Origin of the sequence: Piscibacillus halophilus (genome assembly GCF_900110685.1) — a bacterium.
GTDB classification, from domain to species: domain Bacteria; phylum Bacillota; class Bacilli; order Bacillales; family Alkalibacillaceae; genus Piscibacillus; species Piscibacillus halophilus.
The window spans coordinates 1-18,585 of sequence record NZ_FOES01000011.1 but is presented as its reverse complement, the minus strand read 5'-3'; the positions used below and the strand labels follow the sequence as shown (position 1 = coordinate 18,585).

The following is an 18,585-nucleotide window of genomic DNA, read 5'->3' as shown; positions in this document are numbered from 1 at the left end:
TTATTAGGCATTTGTATATATTGGCCTCTCTGCTCAAAGCAGGGAGGCCTTTTTAGTTTTTAATAAAGAAAGTGGAAGGATGGATGGTTATGAGAAGTACCATCTCGTATCAAACAGGAACTGTTACGATTCCTAACTTCAAACTACAAAATGGGGAGAAGTTTGATGAGGTACAGCTCGCTTACGAACGATGCGGAAATTCAAATGGACCGACGATTTTGGTTTGTCACGCTTTAACAGGCAATCAATACGCTGTTGGGACGAATGACCAACCAGGTTGGTGGAGTGGCTTAATCCATGACGGTGGGTACATTGATACTCGATCATACGAAGTCATAACGTTCAATGTTTTAGGTGGTTGTGACGGATCAACTGGCCCAGGGTTTATGAGTCCAACTGGTGAAGCGTATCAGGAACAATTTCCATCATTGACGGTGAGAGATCTCGTTGAAATTCAATTTGTTGCTTTAAATGTGTTAGGGATAGATCATCTTAAAGCGGTTATAGGTGGATCGCTTGGAGGCATGCAAGTGTTAGAGTGGGGACTTATGTATCCCGATTTTATGGATGCGATTTTTCCGATAGCTGTTACGCCCATTTTTAGTGATTATGCTATTGCATTTAATCATATAGCAAAAGAAGCCATTAATCAGGATTTAGCTTTACAAAATGGGGGGCAACCTGAAAAAGGGTTAAGTCTGGCGCGAATGGTTGGTATGGTGACATATCGATCAGATGATTTATTTAGTAAACGATTTTCGAGGGGGGAACTCAATGGAGAATTTGATGTGGAATCTTATTTGGATCACCAAGGGGAAAAGCTAGCCAAACGTTTTAATCCCTACAGTTATTTAAGGTTACTAGACGTTATGAATGGTCATGATATTTCTCGAGATCGTGGCGGTTATCATCAGGCGATTCAGAAATATCGAGCACCTATTTTTGCGTTAAGTTTTAACAAAGATTTACTTTACCCGCCTAGTGAGCTTAAACGCTTTGTTATTGATGTTCAAGAAACAGGCGGCTATGCAGAGTTTTATGAAGTAGATACGATTTTTGGCCATGATGGATTTTTAGTTGAATTTGAAAAGTGGGGACCATTTATTCAAGAAAAGTTATCGTCATTAACGGCTAAAGCCGTATAAAAAATAAAAAGGGAGCGATTTAAATGAGTGAAGAGAAAAATTATCGATTAGAAACGGTGAATATTCATGGGGGATTAGAGGCGGACCCAACAACAGGCGCACGAGCATTACCTATTTATCAAACGAATTCTTATAAGTTTAATAACACGGACCACGCAGCAAATTTATTTGGGTTAAAAGAAGAAGGCTTTATTTATACACGTATTGGCAACCCAACTGTTGGAGCTTTAGAGGAGCGGGTCGCTCAATTAGAAGGTGGAGTGGGTGCCTTAGCACTATCTAGTGGGATGGCGGCAATTTCAACTGCTATTTTTAATATTGCCGAAGTTGGAGATGAAATTGTATCAGCATCGACGCTTTATGGAGGAACATATAATTTATTTTCAACGACTCTACCAAAGCATGGGATTACGACACATTTTGTTGATCCAAAAGATCCTGAAAACTTCCGCGATGCGATAACACCAAAAACGAAAGCCATTTTTGCTGAAACGATTGGAAACCCAGGGTTAACGGTATTAGATATTGAAAAAGTGGCTGAAATTGCTCATGAAGCAGGCATACCACTTATTATTGATAATACATTTGCTACTCCGTATCTGTGCCGTCCGATTGATTTTGGTGCTGATATTGTCGTTCACTCTGCGACCAAATGGTTAGGAGGAAATGGGACGACATTAGGTGGCATTATTGTCGATGGCGGTAAATTTGATTGGAATTCAGAAAAATTCCCTGGTTTCACGCAACCAGATCCAAGTTATCACGGTCTTGTTTATGCCGAAGTTTTACCGGAAGCGGCTTATATTACAAAGGCTCGCGTTCAATTACTTCGTGACACAGGAGCTGCCTTAAGTCCGTATAACGCTTTTCAAATTGCACTTGGTATCGAAACATTGCATGTTCGTCTAAAAGAGCATGTTGCGAATGCGCGTAAAGTAGTTGAATATTTAGAAGCTCATCCAGGTGTCGAGTGGGTGTTATATCCCGAACAAGAAAATCATGATTCAAACGAATTAGCTAAAAAGTATTTACCAAAAGGTGCAGGTTCAATAGTTGTCTTTGGAATAAAAGGCGGTCGCGAAGCTGGAGCTGAAGTGATTAATAACGTGAGGTTATGGTCACATTTAGCAAATGTTGGTGATGCGAAAAGCTTAATCATTCACCCGGCAAGCACGACGCATCAACAATTGAGTGAAGAAGAAATTAGATCAACTGGTGTAACAGAAGATTTGATTCGATTATCTGTCGGAATTGAACATATTGATGATCTATTAGAAGACCTAGAGCAAGCGATTAATGCCGCTAATGGTATATCTTCAAAGAAAGAATTTGTGAGATCATAATGAGTGACGAGAGTTCCATTAAAGTTGCGTTACTAGGTTTTGGAACTGTAGGAAGCGGAGTTTATGAAGTCATTGAGAGTCGGCAAAATCAATTGAGACACTTAGTTGGCCATCCAATTGAAGTCGTTGCAGTGTTAGTGGATGACATTAGTAAAGAACGCAAAATGGGTTCACATGTATTTGTTACAGATGATTTTCAGGAAATTTTAGCTCTGCCAGACTTGGATGTTGTCGTTGAAGCAATTGTAGGAGTGGAACCGGCCTATACTTATTTGTCGCATGCAATTGACCAGGGTTTACATGTCGTGACAGCAAATAAAGAACTTTTTGCACATAAGGGGTTTGAGCTTCAAAAGAGAGCTAAGGATCAAGGTGTCGAGTTAAAGTTTGAGGCGACGGTAGCTGGTGGAGTGCCAATCATTGGAGCTCTAACGAAGCTTTTACAGGTTAATCAGGTTCTTAAGATCGAAGCCATCTTAAACGGAACGTCGAATTATATTTTGACAAAAATGAGAGAAGAGCAAATCTCTTTAGAGAAGGCTTTGACTGAGGCACAGGCATTAGGGTATGCAGAAGCAAATCCAACAAACGATATTGAAGGTTACGATGCTCTTTATAAAATTATGATTTTAACAGAATTACTAACTGGGCGAAAAGTGAACCAAAATTATGTACGTTGTGCTGGCATAAGTACGATTTCGACAGATGATATTAATCAGGCGAATTTGCGCCATGAGAGAATCAAACATGTTGGAGTAATAGAAATTAGTGGGGAAAAGGTTTTCTCCGAGGTGAGTCTCCTAACTGTTAGTGAGAGTCATAAATTATATTCTGTTGAAGGGGTGGATAATGCGGTTTTAGTGACAGGAGATTTAATTGGTGAATTAGTTTTTCAAGGGCCAGGAGCAGGTAAGTACCCAACGGCAAGTGTTATGGTTGAAGACCTCGTTGATATTTATAACCCCGTAAGCAAATCGATAAAACTTGTAACTAAAAAGTAGTAAAGAAGTTAAGATAGAAGGTCATTAGATAATTAAATTTTGAACAAAAATGTCGTCAAAATGTGAAGACTTCAGTGGGAGAAGCATCACTTATTCGAATGAATATATACAACCCGAACTATAACTGTCCCAAGGTTCATTTATAGCTCGGGTTTCTTTTTGTCTGTACTTCTTCAACTAAAATGCTAATTAAGCGTTTGTTTGGCTAATTCGATTTGATTTGAAACTTGTTCAGGAGACGTTCCACCATAGCTATTTCGAACGCTTACCACGTGTTCAGGTGACAGTATTTCATAAATGTCATTTTCAAATAATGAACTAAATTGCTGGTATTCTTCAAGGCTTAAGTCTAATAAGTATTGATCTTGATGAATGGCATATAACACAATTTTTCCTATAATCTCATGTGCTTCTCGGAAAGGGAGCCCTTTAGTTACTAAATAATCTGCGATATCGGTCGCATTTGAAAAATCTTGGTTTACAGCTTGACGCATAGTATCTTGATTAATTTTCATAGTTTCAATCATGGGTGCTAAAAGTTGTAACGCCCCTTCGACAGTTTCAATGGTGTCAAACATACCTTCTTTATCTTCTTGCATATCTTTATTATAGGCTAATGGAAGCCCTTTTAAGACAGTTAATAATCCGAAAAGGTTCCCATATACTCGTCCCGTTTTAGCTCTCAACAGTTCAGGTACATCTGGGTTTTTCTTCTGGGGCATAATACTAGACCCTGTACAAAAGGAATCATCCAATTCTATAAAATTAAATTCTTCACTGCTCCAAATAACAAGCTCTTCAGAAAGTCGTGAAATATGCATAACCAAGATAGAGCAGTCAGAAAGAAACTCAAGAATAAAATCACGATCACTGACTGCATCCATGCTATTTGGATAGATTTGATTGAACCCAAGTAATTCTGCAGAACGTTTACGGTCAATCGGAAAAGTTGTTCCAGCTAAAGCACCAGCTCCAAGTGGTGACCAATTTATACGCTTAAGACTGTCGGTTAATCTTTCTTTATCTCGTTGGAGCATCCAAAAATAAGCCATTAAATGATGGGCAAATGAAATTGGTTGAGCCCTTTGTAAATGGGTATATCCTGGAATAGTCGTATAAATATGATCCTCAGACTGTTTTACAATTGCAGACTGCACTTGGTTAATAAGTTTAATAATGTCATTCGTATGGTTCTTTAAATAAAGGTGCATATCCGTTGCAACTTGATCATTTCGGCTACGACCGGTATGGAGTTTACCACCTAATGGACCAATTTCATCTATTAAAAAAGATTCTATATTCATATGAATATCTTCATCGGCAACTGAAAATGTTAGTTCACCATTTTCAATTTTTTCTTTGACTCGGTTTAGTCCTTGAACGATCGTTTGCATCTCTTCATTAGTTAGAATATTATTTTCTGCAAGCATTTGGACGTGAGCGATGCTTCCTTGAATATCCTCGTTCACTAGTTTTTGATCGAAAGAAATCGAAGCGGTGAGCTCTTCTACTAATTGATTCGTATTTTTCGTAAACCTTCCACCCCATAGCTTAGACAAGGTCGATTCCCCCTTTTTAGTGAGATTCAGTTTTTATAGTTTCTAAAGAATTTTTCTTATTTTGGTTGACTTCGGAATAGACCTTTGTACGTAATCCCCATAGTTTTATAAAGCCAACTGCTGCGTTATGATCGAATAAGTCGCCTTTCGAATAGGTTGCGAGCTCCTCATTATAGAGGCTATGGTCAGAGTGACGTGCGACTACAAGGTGATTACCTTTATGAAGTTTGACGCGTATTTTTCCTGTAACAACTTGTTGTGTTTCTTCAACGAATGCGTTGAGTGCGTCTTTTAATGGAGAATACCATAGCCCATCATAAATAAGCTGTGTTAATTGTTCATCGACTTGTCGTTTAAACTTAGTAACTTCACCTGGAAGAGTTAAAAACTCAAGCTCCTTATGGGCATTAATTAAAATGAGAGCACCTGGATTTTCATACACTTCACGAGATTTGATTCCCACCATACGGTTTTCAACATGATCAATTCGACCAACCCCATGTTTTCCACCGAGTTCATTAAGTTGTTCAATTAAATCTACTAAAGGTAGCTCTTCTCCGTTTAAGGCAACGGGTTCTCCTTTTTCAAAGTCGATGTCAATGTATTCTGGGGCGTCTGGAGCATCTGATATAGGCGCTGTCCATTCAAACGCCCCCTCTGGTGCTTCATTCCACGTATCTTCTAAAATACCAGCCTCGCATGCACGTCCCCAAATGTTAGCATCAATTGAATAAGGGTTATCAAGGTCGACTGGGATCGGGATGCCTTTTTTCTCAGCATAGGCAATCTCTTCATCACGAGTCATTTGCCATTCTCGAACGGGCGCAATCACTTCTAAGTCAGGGTCAAGTGCTTGTAGTGAGACTTCGAAGCGTACTTGGTCGTTCCCTTTTCCAGTACAACCATGAGCAGCAGCTACGGCCCCCTCTTCCTTGGCAATTTCAACGAGTAATTTTGAAATAAGTGGGCGTGATAAAGCTGACGATAATGGATATTTTCCCTCATATAAACAATTAGCTTTTAAAGCAGGTAAAATATATTCTTTAGCTAATAGTTCCCGTGCATCAATCATAATGGCTTTTTCTGCCCCGACCTTTAAGGCCTTGTCTTTGATTTCTTCTAGGTTTTTACCCTCACCAACATCTAAACCAACTGCAATAACATCGTATCCATACTTCTCTTGTATCCATTTAATAGATACAGAGGTGTCTAATCCTCCTGAATAGGCTAATACGACTTTACCTTTTTGATTCATTTGAGATCCCCTCCGAATGATTATTTTTTATATTGAAATTTAATCAGATAACAAAACCTTTAATAAAGCTTTTTGGGCATGCAAACGGTTTTCAGCTTCATCAAAAACTACATAGTGTTTTCCGTCAATAATTTCTGCTGTTACTTCTTCACCACGGTGCGCTGGCAAACAATGAAGAAAAATATAGTTAGGTTTAGCTTTTTCACATAAAGCTTGATTGATTTGATAAGGTGCGAGTTGTTCCATTCGTTCCGTTTGTTCGTCTTCTTGCCCCATACTTGCCCATACATCTGTAATGACTACATCTGCCTGGTCAATCGCTTCCTCTGGATCATTCGTTAAAGTGATATGGCAGTCGTTAGTCGTAGCTATTTGTATGGCTTGATTTAAAATACTTTGATTAGGTTCATAGTTCTTAGGACTAGCGACAGATATATTCATTCCTGTTAGAGCAGCTCCTTCTATTAAGGAGTGCGTCATATTGTTATTTCCATCACCGATAAAACAAAGTTTTAACCCTTTTAAGTCACCTTTGTATTCCTTAATGGTCATTAAATCAGCTAAGACTTGTGCTGGATGATGAGAATTCGTTAATCCGTTTATAACGGGTATACTAGATGCTGAAGCAAACTCTTCAATCGTTTGATGATCAAAGGTTCGAATCATAACGCCATCTAAATATCTTGACAACACTTTTGCCGTATCATTAATGGATTCTCCTCTACCTAATTGAAGATCTCTAGAGCTTAAAAAGCTAGCATGCCCACCAAGTTGATACATGCCCACTTCAAAGGAGACTCTAGTTCTTGTTGAGGACTTTTCAAAAATCATTCCTAATGTTTTCCCTTTTAAATACTCATGTGGGATGCCAAGTTTTTGCTTTTTCTTTAATGTCAAAGCTAATGAAATTAAATACTCAATTTCACTAGATGAAAAATCAGCTAAGGTTAAAAAATTCTTTCCATACATGTCTTTCTCGATCCTTAAATCATTGTGATTAATGGATTTCAAACTCAAAGTCTCACCTCATTTTGATTTAGTATAAAGCGCTGAGCAGTTTTGGGTTGGTTAGCTCTTCCTTTTGTATGTACTTTCTCGAATGATTTTACTATAGTTTATAAGAAATTATACGTAATATTGTATATATATTCAATAATTAAAAATAATTTTGATGTTTTTTGTATAATTATTTATTTATCAATACATAAAAAGTGGGAAAAATAACTTTTAATAGTAAAAAAAGAAACCGTTACGTATATCACGCAACGGTTTCCTGATTTTTCAATTGCAAATGCTTATATTTTATTGTAAAATTTATGTTTGGAAAAAATCATTCTACGTACTTATGCGTAAGAAAATTCAATTATGAGGTGGTTTTATTTATGGGAGATAAAACTTATCGCGTATTACTTTATTATAAGTACGTTCACATTGACAATCCAGAAGAGTTGACGAATGAACATCTGAAATTCTGTAAGGATTTAGGTCTTAAAGGACGTATTCTAATCGCGGAAGAGGGAATCAACGGTACTGTTTCCGGTACTGTGGAACAAACTGAGGAGTATATGAACACGCTTCGTCAAGATCCTCGCTTTGAAGACATTGAGTTTAAAATTGATGAAGCAGATGGACATGCATTTAAGAAAATGCACGTTCGCCATCGTCCAGAGATTGTTAGTCTTCGTTTAGAAGATGACATTGATCCGAATGAATTGACTGGCAACTATCTGGAGCCTAAAGAATTTTATCAATTACTAAAAGATGAAAATACAATCGTATTAGATGCACGTAATGACTATGAGTACGACTTAGGTCATTTCCGTGGTGCCATTCGTCCAGATATTAAAACGTTTAAAGAATTACCAGAGTGGGTTAAAGAAAATAAAGAGATGCTTGAAGGTAAGCGGATCTTAACTTACTGTACAGGTGGAATCCGTTGTGAGAAGTTCTCTGGTTGGTTGAAAAAAGAAGGTTTCGAAGATGTTAACCAACTTCACGGTGGTATCATTAATTACGGTAAAGACCCAGAAGTACAAGGTGAACTTTGGGACGGTAAGATGTATGTGTTTGATGAGCGCATCAGCGTGCCAATTAACCAAAAAGAACATGTGGTAGTAGGTAAAGACTACTTCACTGGTGAACCTTGTGAACGTTACGTCAATTGTGCAAATCCAGAGTGTAACAAGCAAATTATTTGCTCTGAAGAGAACGAACACTTCTTCATGCGTGGCTGCACACATGAGTGTCGCACAGCTGAACGCAATCTGTATATCGAAGAACACGATTTATCAGAAGAAGAAGTTCAAGAGCGTTTAAGAAAAATTGAAGAATACTACGAAACTCAAGCTCAAGAAGCTTAATATAAGAGTAGAGTCTGGACAAAAGATAAATTGATCAATAAAATCCGAATGAAAATGGAGTTAGCGTAGTCAAAATGCGAGACTCCTGGTCGGCTAAAAGCGGCCACGTCCTACGCCTGCGATGACTCGGCGTAAATTATTTCAAAGAGGTATCACAAGTAGCATTTGTGGCCAACGCCGACACTAGATCGTCGCAGAACAGCACGAGCTGAGGGGCCACAGGATGTTGCGTCATTAGCCGAACATCCTTAAATCTTCGAACGGAAGTGAGTTTGGGGAAGTTGAAGCTGTGCCTGCGGAAAGCGAAGCATTTTGACGAAGCTATAAGAAAGAAGGCGAACTTTGGATGTTTAATACAGTCTAAGGTTCGCCTTCTTTTATTTAATCATTATTTTTGTCTCAGCCTCTTTTTAGCGTTCTAACCATTTAATTAAATAATCATTGTCCTGTTGCTCAAGTTCTTTTATCCAAATTTGACGTCCAGACTGTTTGCTTAAGATGGAAACTTTAAAACTCGCAAGCTCTTGTTTTCTGTGAAGAAAATGATGGATCACTTCAATCGCTTGGATTCGTTTTTTCGGAATTAATATGGTTTCTTTATTAAAAACTCGAAAGCGTACAGTTAAAAATTGATCATCAACATGGTAGCCAGCAGTTCGATATCTAGCATACCCAAGAGTTAAGAATAATAAGAACAGGACCGTCAGATATATCCAAATCGTTGGGGTAAAAATGAAGGCCAAGATCAATAAAATAATAGGTATCAATAATGAACGAACCAAGTAATAAGGCAATGCCCGAACTGGGACTCGCTTGTAGTGGTGGGGTACTTGATTATATTCAGGTAAAATATCATTCAAAAACTCTTCTACTTTCCTTTTTCTGATGACGGGAAACAACAGTGTATGGGCATCAGCTGTTGTACCAATTTCACCACCTGCAATAACGACGTATATAGTTGCCAATCCAAATGGCTGTCGGATGAAGTTTTCCTCAATTCCAACGGCTTGAATCCGTTTTAAAGGGATTGTCATTTGTTTTTTCTCTAATAAACCACGTGTAATAAAAAGCTCTTTTTCATATCTTATAATTTGAAACTTCCCATATTTAATAAGTGAACCTAAAATTCCTAACCCCCATAAAATGATAGCAATCATCAGAGCAAAAATCACAAGCGACTCTAAGGCTTGTGCCAGTAACCACCTCGTCGTTACATCATAAACGTGATCTGGAATGAGATTCTCAATTTGGCTAAACACTAAACCAAATAAACCGATGATTACCCCAATACTGCCAGATGTCGCTCCGGCAATTAATAAGTCCCGATTATTCACGGTTCGCTTAGGATATTCTGGTTCTTGAGCTACTTTTTCTTCCGTGGCCAAATTGCGATTTTCTTTTAACATTTCCTGTATACGGATACCTTCGTTATATCTAACAGCACTTAAGTTAGCATCAACGTCACGATCATTACCAGCCGTTTCAATTTCTACTTTTGTTAAACCAAAAGGTCTATGAATAATCCCTTGAGTGAGATCAATCGATTGAATTCGGTTACGGGAGATGTAGCGATCTTTTCGAATAAATATTCCATGTTTAATGTGGATTTGATCAGGTGTTACCTCATATGTGAAACGTCTCCATGAAATAATCCCTAATATAATAAATAAAACAGCTAATCCTAATATTCCTAACAATACATATTTAAAAAATCCATCACTAATCGCAAGGACGGAAAATGTCACAATAAAGTAAAAGGCGTTTTTAAACGATTTAAAAACATTAAATACAACCGCAAGTGGATTTAAATGTTTTGGGTTAGACATCATCTTGTTCCACCCTTGCTAATTCCGAGATTAAATCCCTTAACTCCGTTGCTTCATTCTCAGGTAGGGCAGGGATTTCATGAGTCGTAGCTGCTGTTGTAATCGTTAAAGTAGCCAGTTTATATTTTGATAAAATAGGCCCTTGCTTTGTATCAACATGTTGAATTCGTATCATAGGAATCAACGTCTGTGTTACGATCAAAATTCCGTGCTGGATATAAATCTCTTCATCCACCACTTCATATCTCCAACGACGCCAACGCCATTTAGGGATGAAAAATGGTGTAATAATTAAATCTAATAACGTGATGATGGATAGAACAATAGGAATCCAAAATACTAAAAAGTTAAAAGTGTACATTAGATACCATGAGGCGCCTGTTAACGCAATGGGGATGATTAATAATATCAAGGCAGTTAATCTCCATGCCTTAATCGCATCTTTTGCAATTCTTTGTTTTGGAGGTTGTCGCATTTATAATCGTCCTTTGAGTATGAATTTAGTCCTATTTTATTATAACAAAAAATTCCAACAACTTAACAAGGAATTTATGAAACGAAACATAGTTTTATCCGTAGTAAAGGTAAAAAGGGGATGAGGGAATGAAGAATTTTATTCTTAAACTTTTAATCGCTATGGCGGTATTGTACATAATCATTTTGACAGTTCATTATTTTACAAGCTTTGAATTAGTCAACATAGTGTTTATTGTGGGCATCATCAGTTGTTTTTTTACCTATGGTGGGCGAGTATCCGTTTTAGGAGAAGGGACAGCTGCTTCAACAACATTTGGGCAATATAAACCAAGAACAAAACCGAATAAATTTGTTGGTTTTGTTAGTCCGTATTTTTTCGGTTCACTTTTAACAGCCTTATCAGCTTTTATATTTCTTTATATTTAACCAAAAAATAGCACCCTAAAAGTTACATTCTTTTAGGGTGCCATTCTCAACTTATTAATTTAAAAGCTGATTTCGTTCTTCCATTTGTGGTGGTTCTCCCATCCAACCATGTTTAATCATCAGTTTTGCGCCTTGATGAGCATATTCAAAAATATCCTTTGTTAAGACTGTTGCTTTAGCAGGTATATCATTCCTTAAACTAAAGGCAGTACCTAGTGCATTTTTACTTAAAGAAAAACCACAAAATAGACTGGTACAGTACATCATGATTTTATCGGAAAAAGGTGCCACAGTTGAACTGGTTGCATTCCCACCGGATGTAGATGGAGGTTGAACCCCACTTTGTAATAGCATTTCATTAAATTCTTTTATAATACTTTTAGCCAGCTCGACACCTTGTGAAAAGTATTGTTTCACTTCCTTTTCATGAGCACACTGAGCAAAACCAGTTATCATTTGCATCCCTGTGACGTTTGTTTCGATTGTATAATAGATATGAGCAGCTTCTACTGTATTTAGCGCTCGTTTATTACCGAAAGGATTAAATCCACTCATATAACTTTTGTCATGCACAAACTCAACTGCGTCTGGCATCGTTACATAAGGTGGGCGAGGTAGAAGTCCTTTATTAATCAAATATTGGGTGCAGTCATTAGATGTCTCTTGAGTAATGGCTGTTAGTTCTTTATACATCATCACAATATCTTCACGATAGGACATACTTGCGTGTAACGTATGCATCCCCATACTAATGGCTTTTATTAATCTAACAAACATAATGTCGAATCCATTATCATAAACTTAGGAGCTCCTTTGTTGACGTCTTTAGCTGTAAAACCAACTGGTACTACTGCTCCTTCACTTTCAAAAATCTCTATGATTTTTTTGACATATGGATCAATTTGTTCATATAAAGATGTCATAATATTTTTAGCTTCTTCGTCATCGGCTTTTTCAATAAAATATTCTAACATTCGTAAAATCATGGTCTTTTGTTGATAAGTCATCCATAATGTACCGAGTTCCGTTGAAGAAATTTTTGGACGTTCAGGCACACAAATCACTCCTAATAGTATTTAGAAGTATTTTTCCCTCTCATATGTCAATTATCCATATTTTAATAAGAACTTATAATTGGGCACCTGATTTTTTATAACAATTCCATTGTTTCTTTCATTCGGATAGCTCTCAATCCTGCGATGAGAGGTAAGAGCGCGACAAGCCCAATCGCCCAATTAACATTGAGTAAGTCTGTGAACAGTCCTGCCATTAAAGCCCCAAATGCATATCCACTATCACGCCAAAAACGATAATATCCCATCGATGTAGCTCGCCATTTAGGGTGGGAGGCATCCCCGATCGCAGCAATTAAAGTCGGATAAACCATGGCTGTTCCAATTCCTAATAAGATTGCAGTTGTTAACCATAGAGCATAAGTGTCAACTAATAAGAACATCCAAAGTGATAGGGCTTGAATGATCATACCACTAACAATTAACCCTTTTCGCCCGATTTTATCACTTAAGATTCCTGTGAATAATTGAAAGAATCCCCATGCAGCTGGATAAGCCGCAACAACAGCTCCAACTTGTCCAACTGTTAAGCCACTTGTCGTTAAAAAGACAGGGAATAGCCCCCATGCCATTCCATCTTTTAAGTTCGTTGAAAGTCCAGCAAAACTAATCGTCGATAATTCACGGTCTTTCCAAGTAGTTTTTTTGAAAACTTCTTTTGCATCAAAATTTTCATCTTCACCGTTATGATCCTCTGATTGTACTTGCACATGTTTTTCTGTATCTTGTGCAAAAATAGATAAAATAAAACCTATGACGACAATCGCGATTCCAAGATAAAACGGTTCAGGTCGAATAGAAGTTTGTGAGGCAACATAACCGGAAATCGCGGCCATTAATCCAACCCCTATGTATCCCGCAAACTCATTAAAACCAACGGCAATACCCCGTTGATTGCTGCGAGCGAGGTCCACTTTCATGTTTAACGTCATAGACCAAGTTAAACCTTGATTAATACCTAATAAAATATTTGCAAATACAACGACCCACCATGCGTGAGCGAAAATAATTAAGATCGGAACTAATAAGCCAATTCCCCAGCCAATCAATAGAACCTGACGTCTTCCAAAGCGATCTGCCAGTCCACCTGCAAAGAAATTCATGACAGCTTTAGAAAAACCAAAGCTCACGATAAATGACAGTGCAGCACTTGCTGAAGCTAGACCGAAGTGCTCTTCACCAATAATCGGAAGGACGGTTCTTTCCAGTCCCACCATAAACCCGACAAATAGGTTAATAAAAACAAGTAAAGTAAATTGAATAATGTTTTGTTTGATTCCAATTTGTGTCTGACTCATAATGCAACTCCTTTTTGTGTTCCAATATTATTGTAAACGTGAAAAGTGAAACTGTCATGGAAAAAGAAAGGTTGATGTTTGGAAAGAAAAGGTATATAATAAACATTAACTACTTTGTATAGCAAGTTAGCTATTAAGAAACAGCTATTTGATTATACAAAGTAATTTTTAGCATGGCTATATGGTTATACAAGGTAGGTGGAAGAATGGCCATTAGAAGTCAATTATTAAAGGGCATTTTAGAAGGATGTATTTTAGCTGTTATAGAGAAACAACCAGTTTATGGTTACGAATTATCCGTTAAACTGCACGAATATGATTTAGATGTTAGTGAGGGTTCCATTTATCCCATTTTATTAAGGCTTCAAAAGGAAAAATTAATTCAAGGTCAGATGGAAAAATCACCAAATGGTCCAAACCGTAAGTATTATTACTTAACGGATGAAGGGAAAGATTCTCTAGAAGAATTTCGGCAAAAGTGGGATTGGATTAAAAAGCCTGTGGATCAAATCTTAGAAAAGGGAGAGAGTTTATGAACACTCAGCAATTAATTAGTGAAAACAATAGGAAGCGAGAGTTCTTAACAAAAGAAAATAAAGAGTATTACGAAGACATGTTAGTTTATATTAGGCTATCTTTTGATAAATCGGATCAAGAGACAGAAGAAGTATTAAACGAAATGTTAGATCATGTATTATTAGCTCAAGAAGAAGGAAGAACAGCTAAAGACATTTTTGGATCTAACCCCAAACAGTATGCGGATGAGGTCATAGGTGAATTGCCGAGAATGGTGACTAAGAAGCAATTACAATATTTTGTTATGGGAATTTTTTATTTACTAGCAGCGTGGGTAGGTATGTCAGGAATCATTAGTACAGGAGCTTATTATTTATTCCATGTTGGGGAACTTTATGAAGACCACTATTTAGTCTCCCAAATTCTTATTTTACTTATTTCAATTCCACTTGCATTCTTATATTTAATTTTAACTCTACAATATATCCGATGGTCAACGTTTAAATCCATTAATAGAGTGGGCGAATTTCTATTATTATGGTTGATAGGAATGCTTTCATTTGGCGTCTTTTTCTTAATTTACTATTTCATGCCTGATATAGGTCCGAACTTACAACTGCCTGCTTATATAAAAATCATTATCGGTGTCATCCTATTTATATTTGGTCGGATCTTATATAAACGAATATAAACAACTTCTTTGATAAGAGGAATTTTTTATGAAATACTTTTAACTAGGTTCTATTTAAATAAAAGGAGCTGATTAAATGAAAGTATTAGTTGTTGGAGCCAATGGGAAAATTGGAAAGCAAGCAACAGAGTTATTACAAAATCATCAGGAACACCATGTAAGAGCGATGGTACGTAAAGAAAATCAGCTTAATGAATTTAAAGAAAAGGGTATTGAAGCCGTTCTAGCGGATCTGGAGGGGCCAGTCGATCAATTAGCGCAAGCAGCGGATGGTTGTGACGCAGTGATTTTTGCTGCAGGTTCAGGTGGTCAAACAGGGGCTGATAAAACACTACTGATTGATTTAGACGGAGCCATTAAAATGGTTGAAGCCGCTGAAAAAGCGGGAGTCGAACGATTTTTAATGGTTAGCGCACTACAAGCTCATAACCGTGAAAACTGGAATGAAAAAATTCGTCACTACTACGTTGCGAAACATTACGCAGATAAAGCTTTAGAAGCAAGTTCTTTAAATCATACAATTGTTCGACCTGGAGGACTCTTGAATGAACCAGGAGCAGGGAACGTGCGGGTTGCGGAAGACTTACCAGAACGTGCAACCATTCCTCGTGAGGACGTGGCTCGCGTACTAGTGGCCGCCCTTAATGAAGAAAAAACATTTAATCGTGGATTCGATTTACTTTCTGGGGAAAACTCTATCGAAGAAGCATTAAAGTCACTTTAATGTGAGGAGGTTATAGTATGTCAAATGTCGATCAGTTTTTAAAAGATTGGTTAAACCATAGAGAGGTTCTTGAGCAGTTACTTGAACAAATAGATGATGAACATGTCCATTACAAGCCTTGGGATGGCGCAATGACGTTAGGGACTATGGCCCTTCATGTTGCCACTGCAGGCGATATGTTTGCAGACATGGTTAAAACAGAGAAGATGGTGGCGCCAGATATGCCTGAATTTGATACGATGGAAGATGTTCGTCAAAAGGTTAGAGAGTTTACAGAGAGTACGAAGAAGAAAATTGAAGATATGACGGATGAAGAATTACAACAGTCAAATGAAGCGGAATTACCGCAAATGAAAGGGACTAAGTTCAGTTATTTACAAGGCATGTATGAACACGAAATTCATCACAAAGGTCAATTATTTGTGTATGCTCGAATGATTGGTGTTAAGAATGTCCCGTTCTTTAGGTAATTTGTACACACTCTGTGGATGACAGGGTGTGTATTTTTAAGTTTTCAAGGATATCCACAGGGTTTAGGAATTTACTCTTCATGTTTTTAGTCTTTATCAACAGGTTTTCTTCATTAATCAACAGCTTTTAGTAAAGACTAAAATTGAAGAGGTGAAAGTTATGCACATAGATGGTCAAATTATTTCAGGGGACTATGATCACGGTAGTCAAGAATTTTTAATCACGAGTGTTAAACATTTAACAACGGAATCCGCTATCTCAGAGGAAGAACTCGGTTTACTGCATGATTATTTGTTGGCACATGCAGGTGAAGATGGTGGGCAAATTTTATCGTTAAACGACCAAATCTTAGTAAAGCTAAAACCAGAAGAGGTTAATCAAGTGCTTCAAGATTTAGATGATATTAAACGATTATTTTGAAAAGAGGTGCGATTTCGCACCTCTTTTTAGTAAGGATCAGACGGGTGACCCATTTCTTGGGCATCATGAACAGCTTCGGCTTTTTCATCGTTTGTTTTCATATTTTGAAGCCCTTCTTTAACACGTCGACCGTAATCTTCATCGGCCTTTGTAAAATGTTCAATCATCTGATCTTGTATTGGTTTACGGCATTGTGAAAGCGCACCGACTAAGTTATTGATTAAATCATCGCGTTCCCAATCGTTGAGGCGACGGTAAGTCTCGCCTGCTTGTCCAAAGTTGTTTTGACGTTCAATGGGTTCGCGTACGATCTTACCTTCCACATGGGGGGTATTTTCAACGCCTGGGTTCTTCGTTTCTTTAAGACCATTGATTAACGATGGCTCATAATTAATGTGAGGATTTTTCTCTTCAGCGTAGTCCATTCGGTAATCCATCTGGCCACCGGTTTGGTTTGTAGCTACTCGCTTGATTGGACTGTTAATCGGTAACTGTAAATAGTTTGGTCCAACCCGATAACGCTGTGTATCAGAATAAGAATACGTACGGCCTTGTAAAAGTTTATCATCTGAGAAATCGAGACCATCGACTAATACTCCAGTCCCAAATGCTGCTTGTTCGACTTCGGCATGGAAGTTTTGTGGGTTCTTATTAAGTACCATTTTCCCTACTTTATACCACGGGAACTGGTCTTTATACCAAAGCTTAGTCGGATCTAATGGATCGAAATCTAACTCAGGATGCTCATGATCTTCCATGATTTGGACATAAAGTTCCCATTCAGGATAGTTTCCATCCTCAATGGCATCATATAAATCTTGAGTGGCATGGTTAAAGTTCATTCCTTGAATTTTATTAGCCTCCTCTTGGGTTAAATTTTTTATCCCTTGAACAGGCTCCCAGTGATATTTAACTAACACCGTTTTTCCTTCCTTATTTACCCATCGATAAGCGTGAACACCTGAACCTTGCATTTGACGATAGTTTGCAGGTATTCCCCAAGGGGAGAATAGGAATGTAATCATATGGGTTGCTTCTGGTGATTGACAGATAAAGTCAAACTGTCTTTCAGGATCTTGAATATTCGTGACTGGGTCAGGCATAAACGAATGCACAAAGTCAGGGAATTTTAACGGATCACGAATGAAGAAGATTTTGAGGTTATTCCCCACTAAATCCCAGTTCCCATCCTCTGTGTAAAACTTCACCGCAAACCCTCGAGGGTCACGTAACGTTTCAGGAGAGTGTTTCCCATGGTTAACAGTCGAAAAACGTACAAAGACTGGTGTGCGTTTTCCTTTTTCAAATACTTTTGCTCGAGTGTATTTAGAAATTGGCTCTCCATTGACTTCTCCATAAGACTCAAAATATCCGTGTGCTCCAGCCCCGCGAGCATGGACAATTCGCTCCGGGATTTTCTCACGATCGAAGTGACTAATTTTTTCTAAAAAATCATAGTTCTCTAATACTAAAGGTCCTCGATTCCCAACTGATCTAGAGTTTTGATTATCGGTAACGGGATGCCCCTGTTGATTGGTCAGTTCTTGTTTTTCTTCTTGATCTTTTGGATGTTTTCTCATCCGAAAATTCCTCCTTTCGACTACTCAGATTTTATTGTTACCTTTGAAAGTCAAAACATTTATATCAAGATAGGTTAGATTAGATGACGTACAATAGTTTGTGTAAAACTCTTGAAGACAAAAAAAGAGGCAGGGTATCCTCAGAGTAAACAACGAAATCAACTCATGAAAGGAGATGCCCTACCTCATGTTTACAAGTATAGGACAAAACAACCTCGAAAATCAACTGGACGAATTAGTCCGCTCTTTCGTCCAAGAGAAGCTAGAAACAATTATGAAGGAAGAAATGAATCAATTTTTCGAAGAAAATCCTGAGCTAAAAAACTATAAGAACGGCAGTTACGGTCGTCAATTGGATACGAAATACGGTCGCATCCAAGACCTTCAGGTGCCACGAGATCGAGAAAACGCATTTCAGAC

General features: G+C 37.7%; 20 protein-coding genes. 11 read left to right on the top strand and 9 right to left on the bottom strand.

The annotated features are described in order from the left end of the window. The first annotated feature begins 89 nt into the window (after positions 1-89). Genes metX through BMY57_RS06975 form a run of 3 tightly spaced genes read left to right on the top strand, consistent with a single transcriptional unit; the run spans position 90 to position 3,489 of the window. Complete coding sequence (gene metX / locus BMY57_RS06985; protein WP_369678852.1) at positions 90-1,145, top strand: homoserine O-acetyltransferase MetX; 1,056 nt, start codon at positions 90-92, stop codon at positions 1,143-1,145. A gap of 23 nt (positions 1,146-1,168) precedes the next feature. Beyond that, a complete protein-coding gene (locus tag BMY57_RS06980) occupies positions 1,169-2,488 on the top strand; it encodes an O-acetylhomoserine aminocarboxypropyltransferase/cysteine synthase family protein (RefSeq protein WP_091773312.1) in 1,320 nt (439 codons plus the stop codon). After that, positions 2,488-3,489 (top strand): homoserine dehydrogenase, encoded by a 1,002-nt coding sequence (locus BMY57_RS06975; protein WP_091773311.1) that lies wholly within the window; start codon positions 2,488-2,490, stop codon positions 3,487-3,489. The genes BMY57_RS06980 and BMY57_RS06975 overlap by 1 nt, the downstream gene beginning before the upstream one ends. Positions 3,490-3,674: 185 nt before the next feature. Here BMY57_RS06975 and argH read toward each other — a convergent pair whose 3' ends face one another. From argH to argF, 3 genes are read right to left on the bottom strand one after another with little or no spacing between them, the layout of a single operon-like run. Beyond that, positions 3,675-5,048, bottom strand: a complete 1,374-nt coding sequence (gene argH, locus BMY57_RS06970; RefSeq protein ID WP_091773310.1) for an argininosuccinate lyase — start codon at positions 5,046-5,048, stop codon at positions 3,675-3,677. Positions 5,049-5,064: 16 nt separating this feature from the next. Then, entirely contained in the window at positions 5,065-6,303 is a 1,239-nt protein-coding gene (locus tag BMY57_RS06965; RefSeq protein WP_091773309.1) for an argininosuccinate synthase, read from the bottom strand. Between the two features lie 39 nt (positions 6,304-6,342). Beyond that, a complete protein-coding gene (argF, locus tag BMY57_RS06960; RefSeq protein ID WP_091773363.1) occupies positions 6,343-7,272 on the bottom strand; it encodes an ornithine carbamoyltransferase in 930 nt (309 codons plus the stop codon). A gap of 413 nt (positions 7,273-7,685) precedes the next feature. On the opposite strand from argF, the gene trhO reads away from it, so the two are divergent. Then, positions 7,686-8,663 carry an oxygen-dependent tRNA uridine(34) hydroxylase TrhO gene (gene trhO / locus BMY57_RS06955; protein ID WP_091773308.1) on the top strand — a complete coding sequence of 326 codons (978 nt, stop codon included), beginning with the start codon at positions 7,686-7,688 and terminating at the stop codon, positions 8,661-8,663. Positions 8,664-9,073: 410 nt separating this feature from the next. Here the strand turns inward: trhO and BMY57_RS06950 are convergent, their stop codons facing one another. Then, positions 9,074-10,489 (bottom strand): PH domain-containing protein, encoded by a 1,416-nt coding sequence (locus BMY57_RS06950; protein WP_177176345.1) that lies wholly within the window; start codon positions 10,487-10,489, stop codon positions 9,074-9,076. Further along, on the bottom strand, positions 10,482-10,964 hold the full coding sequence (locus BMY57_RS06945; RefSeq protein ID WP_091773306.1) for a PH domain-containing protein: 483 nt from the start codon (positions 10,962-10,964) through the stop codon (positions 10,482-10,484). Before BMY57_RS06945 ends, BMY57_RS06950 begins: the two co-directional genes overlap by 8 nt. 128 nt (positions 10,965-11,092) lie before the next feature. On the opposite strand from BMY57_RS06945, the gene BMY57_RS06940 reads away from it, so the two are divergent. Continuing rightward, positions 11,093-11,392, top strand: coding sequence for a hypothetical protein (locus BMY57_RS06940; RefSeq protein ID WP_091773305.1), 300 nt, complete (start codon positions 11,093-11,095; stop codon positions 11,390-11,392). A gap of 54 nt (positions 11,393-11,446) precedes the next feature. On the opposite strand, the gene BMY57_RS06935 is transcribed toward BMY57_RS06940, so the two are convergent. From BMY57_RS06935 to BMY57_RS06930, 3 genes are all read right to left on the bottom strand, one after another. Then, positions 11,447-12,169 carry a DUF3231 family protein gene (locus BMY57_RS06935; RefSeq protein ID WP_439895790.1) on the bottom strand — a complete coding sequence of 241 codons (723 nt, stop codon included), beginning with the start codon at positions 12,167-12,169 and terminating at the stop codon, positions 11,447-11,449. Then, positions 12,154-12,447 carry a DUF3231 family protein gene (locus BMY57_RS16575; protein ID WP_439895789.1) on the bottom strand — a complete coding sequence of 98 codons (294 nt, stop codon included), beginning with the start codon at positions 12,445-12,447 and terminating at the stop codon, positions 12,154-12,156. The genes BMY57_RS06935 and BMY57_RS16575 overlap by 16 nt, the downstream gene beginning before the upstream one ends. A gap of 95 nt (positions 12,448-12,542) precedes the next feature. After that, on the bottom strand, positions 12,543-13,763 hold the full coding sequence (locus BMY57_RS06930) for an MFS transporter (protein WP_091773304.1): 1,221 nt from the start codon (positions 13,761-13,763) through the stop codon (positions 12,543-12,545). A 206-nt stretch (positions 13,764-13,969) separates the two neighbouring features. Between BMY57_RS06930 and BMY57_RS06925 the strand changes: the two genes are divergently transcribed. From BMY57_RS06925 to BMY57_RS06905, 5 genes are all read left to right on the top strand, one after another. After that, entirely contained in the window at positions 13,970-14,299 is a 330-nt protein-coding gene (locus BMY57_RS06925; protein ID WP_091773303.1) for a PadR family transcriptional regulator, read from the top strand. Continuing rightward, positions 14,296-14,970: a DUF1129 family protein gene (locus BMY57_RS06920; protein WP_091773302.1), complete on the top strand. Its 675-nt coding sequence runs from the start codon at positions 14,296-14,298 to the stop codon at positions 14,968-14,970. The genes BMY57_RS06925 and BMY57_RS06920 overlap by 4 nt, the downstream gene beginning before the upstream one ends. A gap of 76 nt (positions 14,971-15,046) precedes the next feature. Next, positions 15,047-15,694, top strand: coding sequence for an SDR family oxidoreductase (locus BMY57_RS06915; RefSeq protein ID WP_091773301.1), 648 nt, complete (start codon positions 15,047-15,049; stop codon positions 15,692-15,694). A gap of 17 nt (positions 15,695-15,711) precedes the next feature. Further along, complete coding sequence (locus BMY57_RS06910; RefSeq protein WP_091773300.1) at positions 15,712-16,164, top strand: DinB family protein; 453 nt, start codon at positions 15,712-15,714, stop codon at positions 16,162-16,164. Between the two features lie 160 nt (positions 16,165-16,324). After that, the gene (locus BMY57_RS06905; RefSeq protein WP_091773299.1) at positions 16,325-16,585 is read left to right on the top strand and encodes a hypothetical protein; all 261 of its coding nucleotides are present in this window, start codon (positions 16,325-16,327) and stop codon (positions 16,583-16,585) included. A gap of 26 nt (positions 16,586-16,611) precedes the next feature. Here BMY57_RS06905 and BMY57_RS06900 read toward each other — a convergent pair whose 3' ends face one another. After that, on the bottom strand, positions 16,612-18,165 hold the full coding sequence (locus tag BMY57_RS06900) for a catalase (protein WP_091773298.1): 1,554 nt from the start codon (positions 18,163-18,165) through the stop codon (positions 16,612-16,614). A gap of 187 nt (positions 18,166-18,352) precedes the next feature. Here BMY57_RS06900 and BMY57_RS06895 point away from each other — a divergent pair. Further along, positions 18,353-18,585, top strand: a 233-nt coding sequence (locus tag BMY57_RS06895) for a transposase (RefSeq protein WP_143063796.1), incomplete at its 3' end; no start/stop codon positions are given.